This is a genomic window from Microbulbifer maximicatervae (SeqCode), from assembly GCF_052467615.1.
Map to the genome: position 1 here is coordinate 4781746 of NZ_CP174319.1, position 14211 is coordinate 4795956.

The window sequence follows — 14211 nt, forward strand, 5'->3', positions numbered from 1 at the left end:
ATTGAGTAAATGATAACTCTATTGTTAATAATTTATCCATTGCTTTTTATATGAATCTATATTTTTTTCATAGATCTTCTAAGCGGACTTGGGATTAAATTTTCTTTTGAGCCTAAAAAATAGCTCAGTACTAACAACAAAAATATAGGAATATTTTCTGCTTGAGGCATGAAAAAAGATAGAGTGTAAGAAAACAGTATATATGCTACTACTCCTGCAAGTATTGAAAATATCAGACGGCTAGCCCCGCAGACAGCATATATCCAATTTCCAAAATTATATTTTGTAGAAATTCTATAAATATGCTCGACAATTGAAGCTAATCCTCCAAAGCATGCGAACGCAATAGCGTATATAATTGTTGGTAGTTCTGGATCAATACTTGATATTACTCGTGGTTGAAATAAGTAAACTGACAGAGCTAAAATAAATAAAGTAAAAGTTATGATAAATGGGCCAAGAAGATAGTAAAACAATCCAGGCCCTCTATATTCTTTCCGTGCATCAGATTCTATTTTTTCGAAAAGGAATTCTGCCTCAGCTATATTCCCTTTAATGGCTGTAAGAATGGCGCTTGATGCGCGCCTTTTATATGATGCGTCCGCATCGACTTTATCTAGATATAATATTAATTCTTTGAACTTATCTTTTGTGCGCTGAAAATTGTTAGTTAACATATCGTCGCATTCGTCAATAGTATCCAAAGTTATTTTGAAATGATGAAACCCAGAAGTTCCTTCCGAACCGAAAATAATAAATTCTTCTTCGCGAGCATAGATTTCAGTTATCGTATAGTCTGTTTTATCTTTTGTTCCTACAACATATTTAGATAGTCTATTTCTCTTATCTAACTCATCATGTGAATTACTGCTGCTCTCCTTTGGAGCATTTATCACATCACCCATACAATATCCTTTTAACTTAGAGCTGAAGTATTAGCCAGTATTCTGTAGTTTATTGTCCTAGAGCTGTATTCTAAGGAATCTTTATCATATCACCTATAAATACATCTCAAGAATGGGAACTGTCTTGGTCAGATTTATATTGATTACCACGTTAGCTAATACTAGTACCAAGTTGTTTGATGAATGTATTGCAAATAATCAATACTAGACTAATTAACTCGACTTGAAAAAAGGTTGTAATAAATAAGTGCCAGCAAGTTATCGTATAAGTTAATCTGGATGTGGGACGTCGTGGCGATCTTTGGCGATGACAATAGAGGAACTAGACATACTATATGAATTAAGTGCTAATTTTTGTGAGAATCAATAAATTAACACTTTATAGTCTTTCGTGGTCAATCTATTCGTGATGAGAGTCATCCCCTTAAATAGGGATGACCTTAAGTATTAGATAAAGCTATTGCACTGCCACTCGAACTAAAATAGTTATTGCTCCTCCTTATCAAGCTCGATAACTTCTATTCTTACCCCTTTATCAACCATCTCGGATAAATGAAATTTTCCATTAGGTTGTTTCACTATGGATTTTTCAATATCACCAGATACAAATTCCCATAGCTCAGGATTCAGTGCATTTGGCTTTGGTTTGTAAACTTCCGCGGTGAAACCGCGTTTTGGCTCATTTTCACGTAAAATAACGATATCACCCTTGTAATCTGGAGCTGTTATTATCGTTAATGTAGTTGTTTCGATCTTATCGCCGAATCCTTTTTTGTTCCACTCTCGTAAAACAACATCAACTTGAGCCTTGTCCAGTTTAACATCATCCGTTTCCGTGCTGGCACAAGTGAAGGATGACAATGTCATTAAAAGTAGTAGTAGAATCTTTATAGGTTTTAGCATAAATATAATTACTTACAGTTGGTGGAAGTAATAGTTAAAAGGTTGTGCGTGTCTGGCGGTACAACAATAATTCCTGAGAGCCAGGGAAACATTTTTAATTGTGTCTTAGTGTATAATCCATCGCCAGCTTCTTTTTCCCAGTGTGATTCGTACACAAACTCTTTTGAATAAAGCCATACATGCCTACCGCCACTTGACATTCCCAGTCCAAATGGAATATTTGCAAACGTGTTGTAATCTGCGTCTTTTTTCTTTGTTAGATTCAAGTAGGTAGTTACTTTATTTTTACTCGGATTATAGTTAATAAGAGTATTGCTTATAGGCACACGACTGACACTATAAGTACAGCTTTTCTTTACCTGGTTGTAGTAGCTTGCAATATGTTCACCCAGACCATCGCTTGGGTGGTTAATATCAGGATTATAATATACTCCTTTCCAATTATGAGTATTAATCAAGTATTTTGCTAACTCGGTACCTTTTTCTCCAAGTCCACCCACTCGCTTGCTGGAATTAAGATTTCCAAGTTTCTCAAAACTATATTTAAGAACCCAAATTGCCATTGTTATACAATCGCTAGAAATATGATTTTTATATTTTGTGGGGTTACCTATTTTAAGCTGGCTACCAACATGATTGCTGTGATCATTCATAATGGAATTAATCTTGTCTACAGCATGCTGTGAAAATGTCTTTGTCATACCTAACTTCCCAGTTGTTATTATTGTGGAATTTCCTTATCGAGAACGATTTGATTAGATGACAATAGCCAATTAGGGTCAAGGAAGTGAAAATAGAGATCCTGTACCGCTGAGTTTGTTATAGTGTATTTTTGGCTGATAATATCGCTCTAAAAACGGAGCTATTTCACATCTTCTATTTTTGATATTTATCAATCACAGACATAAATCATTAAGAATCAGAAAGTTAGTACGGTGTATAGTAGGTATGCACTTGGAAGCCTTTGGACCTTGATGCTACTAACGCAAGAAATAACATAGCATTACACCGAGTATAAGAAATAAAAAAATGGGGTGTGATAGATAATCTTCGCCCAAAGTTTTATGTTAAATCAGAGCGCGTTATCTATATTTGGAGCTACATTTCTGAAAAGTGGACTATCGTACCGGGTATGCCTGGTGTTAAGTGTTGGAGTAAACATCCCTGCTATCTCAACCTTGTAATATTATCTTGATGGCTTGCTGGATGCTTAGATAATTAAATAATCTACGGGTGTTGCGTTGAAGAGGTTTGTTCTGTGATTGCTGGGGCTTTAATACCTTCAGACTCCAATCTTATGCTCAATAATTTCTTTGCAAATGGATGTAAACTTGCTGTATCAATCTCCTTGAGTCTGCGCTTACCTAAACGCTTATCCAGTGTGGCTAGGGACTGAATCAATGGGTTCTCGGAGTTTAGAGCTTCATCAATTTTGTGGGTATGAACGAATTCCCAGCAGGCTTGATAGGCATCCTGCCGAGATAACTCTCCATATTCCATCTCACCATAGGATAGTTTCTGCTTTTCACTTACATGCTCAGGCACATCGGAATCAGTAACCCAGCGATTATCTTTTCTATAGTAATCACCACTCGCTCTATTCCAAAAGGCCCTTGTACAGAAGTTTGCTATGACCTCTTTATCAAGAGTCAACCAGGCATGTCCACACGAACAGTTTCCATAACTGGTACTATTGATAGAGATACGGCCATCCAGGGATGGAGAAAATTTTTCTTCAACTAGAGATTTCAGCTTGCTCCATTTCATTGGGGGGTATTCCTAATTACACATAATTCTATTAGTTCACTGTATTTATTTTTGCTGTAAACAATATTCAAAGTTAAAAATACTTATTATACAAAGTAGGGTATAGCCTTGGTAAATCGTCTTCACCCCACGCCTCGCCAGTCGGATCACCAGCACCTCCACCTTCAGAAGTAAGGTGGCCATAAGGGAACTCGTCTCTCGTGCCCCTCCTTAGGCATCATTGGCAATGTTCATGAAGCCCTCGACTTCGGAGCCTTATATTTTTGGATACCACTAACACTTAAATTAGTAACTATCCTTAGTCCTTAATCTTATGAGGATCAAAGATTACATCAGATTCTCCGTATATCCCATTTTAGTTTTAAAATTTCTTCTCACATGATGAAGCGGGTCAGACATTAAAAAGCTCTATGACAGCAGGGGTAGAGGTTGATTTATTTTCTAATAAAACCTATGAAGTATTAAGTCAAAACCTTTTATTGAAAATTTTGCTCTTTCCATGTCCTCTGTATATTTGCCGAGGTTATTTCCATCAAGATCCCAGACATTTTCTTTAGCTAACCACGTATTTAATTCTTGGTCATGACATCTGAACTGGCTTTGTGGGACTACCTTACCGTTTTTCATGGTCGGCCCAAAATTCCTGCATTCTGTGCCCCACCTCCACCACTTTATATCTGGCATATTTACCATGCCTTCTCTGAGGGGAACACTAAAAACTGTGATTTCGGATTCATAGTTTTTATAAATTATGTATCTATAGCCCCACTTGCCACCCCCCTCATAATTTACATCCTGAGTAAGTATTTCACCCGGCTCTAGATCAGCTATATCTATACTAGGAGATAGTTCACCAGCATTTGCTGGAGGCTTTAGGGCACTGCCAAACATACCAAGTATAAATCCGACTCCAATTAAAGAGACGGCAAAAAGGCTGAACCAAAGTAATTTCTTACGCTTTTTCATTTGAAGCTCACAGAGTATTCAAACTAAGCATATCATATCACTTACTGGCAAATATCAAGAGTTTAAAAGCTGCCTGAATAGTGCGATATTGATTGTCATACTAGATAACAAGTACCAAATATAAGAGGTATTCATGTAGCTAAGCATTTACTGATCTATGGTTGTCCAGTAATGTTTCCATACTTGGAAGATATTTGTATAATCGAGCAATCTATGAGTGTACTAGATTGCTCTCAAATCTGTGTGCTAACTTACTTCTTGAAATTTCAGACCTGTAAAAGAATTCGCCTCATATGCAGTTTTAAATTCTTCAGTTACAAAACTAAAAGTCAGTTTATTTGTATAAGATTTAAATATACAGTGCCCCTCTAATTCTGAGTCAATGAACTTAACAGAATCTTGCCCCATGTGAACTCCTGAGTTCACCACTTCAACAGCATTAGTTGAGTCAACATACTCTTCTGGAATCACATATAGTGTATTAAACATATAATATGTTTCATCACCAATTAGAAGTGGTAAGAACTCACCAGATGAATTTAGAATATCTTTTAGGGATGAAAATGCTCTAGGGCTTAGAACTATATTTCCTAAAGCCCATGTAGTAATGTCTGGTATAGATTCTTCTTTACCTGTGTAATTATCACTAGCGTAGAAATACGCTTTGGGAGCTACCCATTTATCTAGCCTCGGTTTTGCACGAAATCGCTGACTATAGGATGGCATTTTCTCTGCAAGATCTGAGACATCTAGTGTAAGTGAATAATATTTTTCAAAATCACTATCTACTAAATAACTCATAATTAAGGACTCCATTTTGAAAGTGTATTATCTATGCGGTACAAGCGTGCAAGAATCAGCCTGATTTTTTTTGACCGAATTCTATACATATCTGATACTTCTAGTTTCACACTATTCTAATAATGATATTTTTGATAATTGGCTCTCATATCGAGCTTACTAAGCTATTAAGTCCCTGGACTCACTTGTCGTGTCCATCGACAGTTTAGCCATAGTTAAAACCACCTTACCGAGAAGACTGATGGAATACGACCACGGTAGACGTGTGACTCCCCATGTTTGGGAGCTCTCCCCACTAGACCTTTGCATTCAACAATATGAGAATCGATGTAAGAACCACCACTATCGTAAGCTGAAAGTGGCGGGTGAAACCGAAGAGCAGCGGAAGGAGCGCTTGGCAGGTCTCAAGGTGGAAATGGAACAATTAAAGCATGAACGTCGAACCATCATGACAATGGTTTCGGTTCAGAGTTAGCTTCAGCAGTAGCGAGATGAGTTTCGGGGCATAGAGGACGACGAAGAGCGTATAGAAGCCTATGAGCAGGAGAGGCACCACCCTACTGAAGTTCTTGAAACAAACCTACGTCTAGTTGGTAGGGCCAAGCCTAGTAAAGAGTACACAGCTCACCATATTGTTGAAGGGAAAGGCAAGCTACCTGCTACCGCCGATGTCCGACTGACACTTTTCATGCACGATGTTAGGATAAATGATCCTGATAACGGTGTGTGGATGCCGCGCTCAAGCGAGCAGAACGGTCATTGGGCAATTCCTAAAGCAACTCCTCATAGTAAGATCCACACGCACAATTATGAACGTTGGGTTTACGGCCAAATCAATAACCTTAATAGTGAATCTGAAATACGCGCTAAGTTGACCATTATTCGTACACACCTGAAGAATGGTACTCAACCGGAGAAGGTGACAGCGCCTTCTGATAAGAATTGGAATGGGCAATGACTTATAGGATCAGTTTTAACCACGAAGACTTTTTGAATCTCAGTATTGACCTCAAGAAGCTAATGTTCACCGTGGGTAAACGTATGGGCGGTATGAAAGCCTTTAAGAATTATCCTTGGGACAATAAGTCTATCAAGGATATTTGGGAGGATCATGGAGGGGCTTTTATCCAGGTAGAAGGTTTAGATCAGAGCGTTAAACCTGATATCACTACTTGGAATGGGGCACACTTGGTGCTCTCATCCAAAGCCCACTCCGTGCTTTCTAAAGAGCTTGCGCCGTATGGGGAGTTCCTGCCTATTACCCTGGATGGTGAGCCCTATGTAATCTTTAACTGCTTGAATGCGGTTTCCGCCGACAAGTCCGTAAGTGAGGCTGATATTCAAGATGATCTTTGGATGGGAATTAAAAACATCGGCTTCATCGATGAAGATGTTGCTTCAAATTTAATTTTCAAGACTCGATTTGACCGCTGTGCGAATCTCTATTGTGGAGATCGCTTCAAGACTTTTGTAGAAGAGGCTGAGCTGAAAGGGTTGAACTTCTCGGAGAATCTCATAGCAGCATTCTAGTTTGGGTTATAACGATGTTGCTCTTTTATAGCAATATAACCTATTGGGGCTAGTAAGAAGCCCCATAATATCTTTAGATACAGGGTGTCTCCTAAATGTGGGAAGTCTTATAATTAACGCTTTATCCCGAAAGTGTTTCTATTAGAATAGAAGAGTGCTAAATAAGTGTTAGTGAATACTAGTTTTTGGAGCTAAAAATTTGGCTTCATACTTTTATTAAGTTTTTGTGATTTCAATGTTAAACGAACCATTATTATAGTCCAGCCATTGCCCATTTCTAAACCTAATTGACCACTCAGGATACTTCTTATCTGTCATAAATGTCAGTAACCAAAGGTCTTTGCTCAAGGATATTTCTAACTCGGGTATTCGGCCAAAGAGTTTAATCGTTTCTATCTTTCTCCCGACTAATAATTCTGGAAGCTGGTCAATTTCAGTCTGATCACTCCAACTCCCCAGTACTATTGATCGCTTGTCTTCTAGTCTCCATGACCATTCGATCATTATTGTTTGTTCACCGGAAGGGTTATTCTCTCGTTTCGGTGGTGTGAGTTCTCCCAATTCTAAAAAGATCGCACTTCCATGCCCTATCCAGGCATGAGATATCTTTGCTTCCTTAAGTTCTGCTAACCTTGCCTTTGCCTGCTGTTCAGATATGGGGATGATTTTCTTCATTTAATTACTTCTATGGTCGATTCGAGAGCGTCATGCATATCCTACAACCGATTCATTTGAAGCCTGTTGCAGAAAGGGTGATAGGGTAGTGAAGCGCCCCATTTATAAGTCTTGTATGCGCTTGGTTTAAACCTTTTTGTATGAATTGCATATTTCGTATACTAATTTAGGCTCAACAGGTGTGTTGGGGTGCCTTAACTTTTTCCAGTCACTTATGCCAAACACTGGATTATCGTAGTAGCGTGTAGTAACTACCGTTCCAATATCTTTTTCACAGTTAATCCATAGCTCGTTTATTTGGCCATAAAATCCATTTTGGTCGGGATCATCAAAAGTTACTTTCAACCAGGTGGAAATTTGAGGCCAGTTAATGTTGCTGTGCTGAAAACTTATACTTGCTGTACTGCCTTGGTCTGAGCTTTTTATACCTTCCCACTTAATTTCATCTGCTTTTGTCTCAAATAAGTTAAGAATCAATTTCAATATGCTGTCTGATTCTAGAGAGTCGGTATAATAGTAATCATGAAATGATACTGTGTAGAATTTACTGCCCAGATGTATTCCTTTGCTATATAGCCTCATTTCATTCTTTACATCTATGCCATCAAGCTCGTAATAAGCATTGCCGTTTTTTTCATAACTCTGCTCTTTTTGAAAGTCAAAAAGATACCCCGGCCTTGAATATTTTCCAGACTTAAGATGCTTAATCTCCTCGTTGCCCCAGGCTATGTCGGATGCAGATTCAGAGGCGGTATAAACCGTGATATAGAGCGCATATTGTCCTTCTGGAGATGTGGCGATGATCATACCCTCACTATCCTCATAGCTCCACTTGCCCGGCAGTGAGACGCTCCAGTATTCATGATCAAGGTGTGTTCTTGCTTCTAAACCACTTAATTTTTCTACCGGTATATTTGTAGCGCAGGCAGATACAAATATTAACGCTAATAACCCGAAGTACTTATACACTTTTACACCCTACCGAAGGTAAATCAGAATACTCAAAAGAAATCGCATCATATCATTTGGTCCACTGATTCCAAAAATCGGAAGCTTTTCTATCCAGAAAAAACTATCTACCAATAGGATCGTCCGGGTTGGAAAAATTACTTATGAGTAGAAAGGGACTTACGTACCGGATATTCATGCCTGAAGTACTTAATGGAAAGGGCATCGCCATTAAAAATATAGGCACAAAAATGATCTTATTGGATTTTATTCAGTTTGTTTTAGTGTCAAAGCTGCGTAAAATCGATAGATATTTATTGGTATTTTGGCCGGAATTGGGTGGCCTTTTGTAGGCCGATGACCAAAGTCCAAAGGGATTCGAGAGAATCAAGACATCTAAGAGTTTTCTAAAGAACCATCTTCTCACAGGAGAACGGTAGCGTGACGTAAGAGACAGTAAAAGGCGCTGACCCAAGGTGCAGCAACACCAGGGGCCAGCTAACCAAATTGATAAGCAACCTATCAAAATGGCTATATGGATCATACGCTAGAAACCTGCTCGTCTTCAATAAAGTGGAGTTCATTCAGCGGCTTGGTGCGATTTCCCAAGCTCTGGGAGCGTAGTGCCCGCCTTTTCTTCTTTTATGCCTACCGTTCCCGCGCACCACCCGGTATTTCTTCACAACGTTACTTTCTCAGCCTTCTATCAGAGAAGGTCTATCCATGGTTTGCGTATCATTAGGAAATAAGTATGTTGATCTTAAAGCGCCGGACGGGTGAAAACTTCCGGATTGGAACCAATGTGTCGATTACAATTTTGGAAGTTAAGGGAAATCAGGTGAGGATAGGAATACGGGCCCCCAAATCTCTACCTGTTCACCGTGAGGAAATATATATTCGTATCCGAAAAGAACGATCTATGGGGGAGATAAATCGTTGAGGACTTGGTAGCGATTATGGAACGTCTAAACCAGGTGCGCCGTGGGCGTCACCTGGAGTATCTCGTTAAGTGTCTTGATTTAATGTGTTGCTGTGCTAATGGCCTTTTTAACTCCTTCAAATGAAGTTTCACCTGTAGAGAGGCATTCTTCAAAGTCAAAAAAATCCGGTTTGTTGTCGAATTTGGCCCAGCATGATTTCAAATACTCTTTGAAGAGATTTGCTCTTTCGTAGCGTTTGTCAATCGCGAATGAATTAACAGAGTTCTGTAAGTCTTCCCGTATAGATGAATCAAATATCGGTGTATCGAAAACCATAGCATCTAAGTATGTAAATACCCCTAGCCACCTTTTTAGGTGATAAGCTCCAATTGTAGTTATCCTGAACGAGTTAGGCATATCACCAATGAGAGTGCCATTTATATCTTCTTCAAAAGTTATTCTTTGTGATGTTTCTATTAATTTCTTATTCGTAGCCTTCCTCAAAGCTGATGTTATTTGGTCTGCATTAAATCCTAGGTTTTGAATATTTTCTACTAATGATGACGAACTGTAAAAACCATCGTTGTCACGGTTATCATTGTTAGAATCTAAAAAAGAGATAATGATAGATACTAAAAAGTGTTCATTTTTATCTGAAGTAGTAACATCGTAAATATTCATTGCTATAGACGTGTCATGGCTGTAGTGTGAATACTCACCAAGTAAGGCAGATTTTGTGAATTCATGAAGTGGTATTAAATATTTACCTTTGGTGGCCATTATATTTATGATTTTATCAGCATCAACATTTGGACTTCCAATGAAGCCACTGACGAACTCTATTGCAGATCTAATATTCCCCCCAGTAATGTTGGACAGGAATTCATAAAGTTCGTTGTTGTGTTTTAAGGATGAAAGTAATGCTTTAATAAATAAAGATAAGTTACCAGCATTGACTCTTACATAATCAAGAGTTTCTAATGGCATTTTACCTTCAGCCATATCAAGGGCAAATTTCAGCCTTTTCTCTATTACGGTATCAATTCGAGGGGGTGATATAGTAAAAATCTTATGTGGGTAGGCTGATAAAGCCCCTGATCTTTTTGATTTAAAAAAGGTCTGAGGGCGAACAGATATAAAGACCGTGGCACTCCATTCTTTGGCCAATTCCTGTGAAATAATAAAGGCGGTTTGTTGAATTTCATAATCTCTCTGATCTGCGTTATCCAGGGAGATAATAATTTGCTTCTTCGTGGATTTTGAGTGAGCTGTTATTGAGCGCTTCAAATATTCATCTTTGTTCTTTGTAAGTTCGTCTAGGTATTCTAGTAGTTTTGTCTCATACAAATCTGGATTTGACTCTTTTTTCTCACCCCATATGCCGGTAGAAAATCTATAGATTTCTGAAGCATAAACACCTTTTATAAATTTAAAATTTCTAATGTCAATATTATGCAGATTTAAAAGTTGGGCCTCAATTTCATTTAAGACATAGCTTTTTATATCAGTCGTAAGTGCAGCCGTTGAGCCAAGATCAATATATACATAGATTGCATTCTTGAATTCAGAAAATGCACTGTTGTACATCAAATTTTTAACAAATGATGTCTTGCCTACCCCTACATCACCGAGTAGAACAATTGGTCGTCTAGAGATTGCCTCCGATAATATATCTGGAGAGAAATTATCATTTTTTTTCTCTTTAACAGGCTTTATATGAGGAGTAACTTCTTTGTCACTAAAGAGAGATGCATATCTTGCGTCTAGCAGTTTTTTACTTAGTAAGGCATATTTTGATAATGCACCACTATCGCAGTAACATTCTGAAAAAAAACGTTCTTCTATTTCCTCGTTTTCAGCTATATCCTGAATGAATAGTTCAGATAATTGTCGGAGTGTTGCTTGAATTTCACTTGGATATCTGACTGCAGGGTAGTTAGTCAGGCTTGTTGATAGCTTGCAAGGAATTCCTAGGCCGCCTGATGATAAATATCTATAGATGTTTTTTTCTTTTATTCCTGCAGAGGATATAAGTTGCTATGCTAATGTAAAATTGCTTTTAAAGTCTCCCAAACCATTAAAGACAACTGCGTTTCCCTCAAGTACAGACACTCCATCTTGTCGTGATGCCAGGAATATCACATATTGGTGTCCATTAGTAACTATTGCTAGAGGTACACCTCTACTAGAACAATAGTTCTGTGCTTGTTCAATCGCCTCTTTAGCTTCTAAGCTGACTTTTGTAATTGATCTCAAGTCAGTAATCTTATTGCTGTTGATTCCTGCAGGAAGATTAAATACTCTACCTTCCCGCTTTGCTTCGACTATTGCTAACCTAGGTTTTCCAAGTTCATAATCTGTGAACTTCCTATCTTCATGTTTTTCTACTTCAACTTCTCTTTCTTTATCCCAGCCTAAACAATCAAATAATATTTTGTCTATTATATGAAACCTGGTTTGAGCTTCGCTCATACTGGAACCAGTTTTTTGCTTTGCAAGCAATTCATCAAGTCTTTTTTCTCCGTAAGAAAGACTAATCAAGTTTGACTCCTTAATTGATTTTTATACTTGCATTTAATGACGTATTCAAAAGCAGCTGCATCATATTACTTACCAACATATCCTGAGCATAGGAAACCACTCTAGTTAGAAAAATTTGTCAGAATTTTAACCAGAACTGGCGCATAATTACTCTAGCGAAAATATGGCGGCTTCAATATATCTTGATACTTATTTTTTTTGATCAAAGACGTAAATTATTAAAAAACATTTAGGTAGTGCATAGGCTACTGTGAATATACGAAGCTGCACTCGGTCCTTGACGGTTATACTACAAGAAATCGTCAAAGAAAGTGCAGAAGAAAAAAGGCATTGTTTTGGGTAGATATTATCCAAAACTATTTTTTAAAGCAGAGCGCTTTATAGATATTCTGGCCAATATTTTTACTGAAAGGTACTATCGTACCGAATAACTATATTCTTAAGCACTAGAAGAAAACAACGCCGCCACCGCCAATAAAGTAGCCACCCAAATCCCACAAAGAATCTTCCAAAACAAAGAGGCATCCCCTTTCTCAGTAGGATCTTCCTTTAGGTAATCCGGGTTGGGATTGGCGAGGTCGCGCATAAATTCCGTTAGGGTGGAATAGCGCTGTTCCAGGTCGATACTGCATCCGCGCTCCAGGGCGCGGTCGAACCAGATGGGGACTACCGGATTAAACTGGCTGGCGGTGCGGTAGCGCAGGCGCTCGAAGTCGGCGTGGGAGCGGCAGTTTTCTATTTCCTCGCCGTAGGGCAGCTCGCCAGTAAACATTTCGTAGGCAATAGTGGCCAAAGCATAGACATCGCCGCGAATACCGCTGTTGTGCCCGAGGATATAGTGGGGGTCGGAGTAGCTGGCGGTACCTAGCGCTTCTGGGTGCTCCAGGGGGCGGAAAATCTCGGCACTGCCAGCTACGTAAACTGAGCCGAAGTCGATAATTTTTACCCGCCCATCGCCGTCGATCATGATATTGGCTGGACGTAAATCCTGGTGAATGGTTTCTTGATCGTGGAAGGCCTGCAGTCCGGTGGCAATTTCCTTAAGGATACGAAATGCTTCCGCCGGTTTGGGAAAGCGGTTATTGGTGATCCACTGCTCCAGGGTGCTGCCCTGCACATACTCCATCAGGTAATAGAGCGCGGTGCGCGGGCGGGTCTGGCGGTGCAGGCGCACTACCTGGGGGCTGCGAATACGCAGGCCTATCCACTCCTCCTGAATAAAGCGGTCGATATAGTGGATATCATCTTCGTAATTTACCGAGGGGGTTTTCATTACCAGGGTTTCGCCGGTGGCACTGTCGCGCACCAGGTACAGCTGGCTGCGCTGGGAGGAGAACAGCTCCCGTTCCACCTGGTAGCCATCCAAAACCATGCCCGGTTCCAATTCCGGTGGGAAGGGCAGGCGGGTAAGCTGGCGGCTGTAGTCGTCCAGGGTGGTTTGTGGCAATGCTTTTACCTTTACCACTAATGCGGAGAGGTTATCGTCGCTGCCGTTTTCCTCGGCGAGGCGAACCAGGGTTTCCGCTGTTTCCTGTTCGCTTAGCTGGGTATCTGCCAGCAGCTCGCGCAGCAAATCCTGTTTGATAAAGTCGTGCACGCCGTCGCTGGTAATCAGCAGCACATCGTCCTTAGCCAGGCTGAGCTGGCCGTAATCCACTTGCAGGCCGGTATCCATGCCCAGCGCGCGGGATAGCATCTGCTGGCGATGGGCCAGGGTGATGTTGTGGTCCCGGGTGAGGCATTTTAGGTTGTCACCGCGCAGGTGATAGATACGGCTGTCGCCAATATGGAAATAGTGGGCAGTGCGGGATTTAAAAATCAGGGCCGAGAAGGTGCAGAGGAAGCCCTTTTCCTGTTGGGGAAAGTCGTGGCTCTTGCGGTATAGCTTGCTGTTAATGGAGGCGAGGATTTTCTGTCCGGCGTGGGCCACAGACCAGGTATCCGGCACCTTGTAATAGTCCCGCACAAACTGCTCGGTGGCGGTGTGGCTGGCTTGGGCACCGGCTTCGGCGGAGCTGACTCCATCGGCCAGTGCGGCGACTGCGCCCAGGTATTCCTGTAAGTGCGGGCTGGCTGGCCAGTGATAGATTGCTGCGTCTTCGTTCTGCGGTTTGATGCCGGCACTGGTGCAGAGGCCGTGGCTCAATCGCGGTGTCTGGGCTTCGGGGTTTGCCTCGGTTTCTGTTTGCACCCCGGAATTGGTTTCGCTCACAGCGTTCTCCTATCTCTTTTCGTCCCCTCAGACCAACGGCGAA

16 protein-coding genes are annotated in these 14211 nt (G+C 40.3%); 5 read left to right on the top strand and 11 right to left on the bottom strand.

Translation table 11 applies throughout. From position 1 onward, the window contains the following. Positions 1-56: 56 nt before the first annotated feature. The 6 genes from ACJJIM_RS21095 to ACJJIM_RS21120 form a co-directional block, all read right to left on the bottom strand. Positions 57-905 carry an EI24 domain-containing protein gene (locus ACJJIM_RS21095; protein WP_444911896.1) on the bottom strand — a complete coding sequence of 283 codons (849 nt, stop codon included), beginning with the start codon at positions 903-905 and terminating at the stop codon, positions 57-59. A gap of 486 nt (positions 906-1391) precedes the next feature. Further along, a complete protein-coding gene (locus tag ACJJIM_RS21100; protein ID WP_444911897.1) occupies positions 1392-1808 on the bottom strand; it encodes a hypothetical protein in 417 nt (138 codons plus the stop codon). 8 nt (positions 1809-1816) lie between these two features. After that, positions 1817-2509 (bottom strand): hypothetical protein, encoded by a 693-nt coding sequence (locus ACJJIM_RS21105; protein WP_444911898.1) that lies wholly within the window; start codon positions 2507-2509, stop codon positions 1817-1819. Between the two features lie 526 nt (positions 2510-3035). Beyond that, positions 3036-3575 carry an SF0329 family protein gene (locus ACJJIM_RS21110; RefSeq protein WP_444911899.1) on the bottom strand — a complete coding sequence of 180 codons (540 nt, stop codon included), beginning with the start codon at positions 3573-3575 and terminating at the stop codon, positions 3036-3038. Between the two features lie 441 nt (positions 3576-4016). Continuing rightward, a complete protein-coding gene (locus ACJJIM_RS21115) occupies positions 4017-4541 on the bottom strand; it encodes a hypothetical protein (RefSeq protein ID WP_444911900.1) in 525 nt (174 codons plus the stop codon). Between the two features lie 246 nt (positions 4542-4787). Further along, on the bottom strand, positions 4788-5342 hold the full coding sequence (locus ACJJIM_RS21120) for a hypothetical protein (protein WP_444911901.1): 555 nt from the start codon (positions 5340-5342) through the stop codon (positions 4788-4790). A gap of 241 nt (positions 5343-5583) precedes the next feature. Here ACJJIM_RS21120 and ACJJIM_RS21125 point away from each other — a divergent pair, with 241 nt between their 5' ends. Genes ACJJIM_RS21125 through ACJJIM_RS21135 form a run of 3 tightly spaced genes read left to right on the top strand, consistent with a single transcriptional unit; the run spans position 5584 to position 6872 of the window. Next, positions 5584-5817: a hypothetical protein gene (locus tag ACJJIM_RS21125; protein ID WP_444911902.1), complete on the top strand. Its 234-nt coding sequence runs from the start codon at positions 5584-5586 to the stop codon at positions 5815-5817. Positions 5818-5868: 51 nt separating this feature from the next. Beyond that, positions 5869-6300 carry an AHH domain-containing protein gene (locus tag ACJJIM_RS21130; RefSeq protein ID WP_444913409.1) on the top strand — a complete coding sequence of 144 codons (432 nt, stop codon included), beginning with the start codon at positions 5869-5871 and terminating at the stop codon, positions 6298-6300. Then, positions 6297-6872 (top strand): hypothetical protein, encoded by a 576-nt coding sequence (locus ACJJIM_RS21135; protein ID WP_444911903.1) that lies wholly within the window; start codon positions 6297-6299, stop codon positions 6870-6872. Before ACJJIM_RS21130 ends, ACJJIM_RS21135 begins: the two co-directional genes overlap by 4 nt. 216 nt (positions 6873-7088) lie before the next feature. Here ACJJIM_RS21135 and ACJJIM_RS21140 read toward each other — a convergent pair whose 3' ends face one another. Further along, positions 7089-7547, bottom strand: coding sequence for a hypothetical protein (locus tag ACJJIM_RS21140; RefSeq protein ID WP_444911904.1), 459 nt, complete (start codon positions 7545-7547; stop codon positions 7089-7091). 126 nt (positions 7548-7673) lie between these two features. Beyond that, a complete protein-coding gene (locus tag ACJJIM_RS21145) occupies positions 7674-8516 on the bottom strand; it encodes a hypothetical protein (RefSeq protein ID WP_444911905.1) in 843 nt (280 codons plus the stop codon). Between the two features lie 176 nt (positions 8517-8692). Here ACJJIM_RS21145 and ACJJIM_RS21150 point away from each other — a divergent pair, with 176 nt between their 5' ends. Then, positions 8693-8848 (top strand): hypothetical protein, encoded by a 156-nt coding sequence (locus ACJJIM_RS21150; RefSeq protein ID WP_444911906.1) that lies wholly within the window; start codon positions 8693-8695, stop codon positions 8846-8848. Positions 8849-9246: 398 nt separating this feature from the next. After that, a complete protein-coding gene (gene csrA, locus ACJJIM_RS21155) occupies positions 9247-9435 on the top strand; it encodes a carbon storage regulator CsrA (protein WP_444911907.1) in 189 nt (62 codons plus the stop codon). Positions 9436-9514: 79 nt separating this feature from the next. Here csrA and ACJJIM_RS21160 read toward each other — a convergent pair whose 3' ends face one another. The 3 genes from ACJJIM_RS21160 to ACJJIM_RS21170 all read right to left on the bottom strand — a co-directional run bounded on the left by ACJJIM_RS21160 (position 9515) and on the right by ACJJIM_RS21170 (position 14168). Further along, positions 9515-11002 (bottom strand): hypothetical protein, encoded by a 1488-nt coding sequence (locus ACJJIM_RS21160; RefSeq protein ID WP_444911908.1) that lies wholly within the window; start codon positions 11000-11002, stop codon positions 9515-9517. Positions 11003-11452: 450 nt separating this feature from the next. After that, complete coding sequence (locus ACJJIM_RS21165) at positions 11453-11956, bottom strand: hypothetical protein (RefSeq protein WP_444911909.1); 504 nt, start codon at positions 11954-11956, stop codon at positions 11453-11455. 439 nt (positions 11957-12395) lie between these two features. Continuing rightward, positions 12396-14168: a protein kinase domain-containing protein gene (locus ACJJIM_RS21170; protein WP_444911910.1), complete on the bottom strand. Its 1773-nt coding sequence runs from the start codon at positions 14166-14168 to the stop codon at positions 12396-12398. Between the last annotated feature and the right edge of the window lie 43 nt (positions 14169-14211).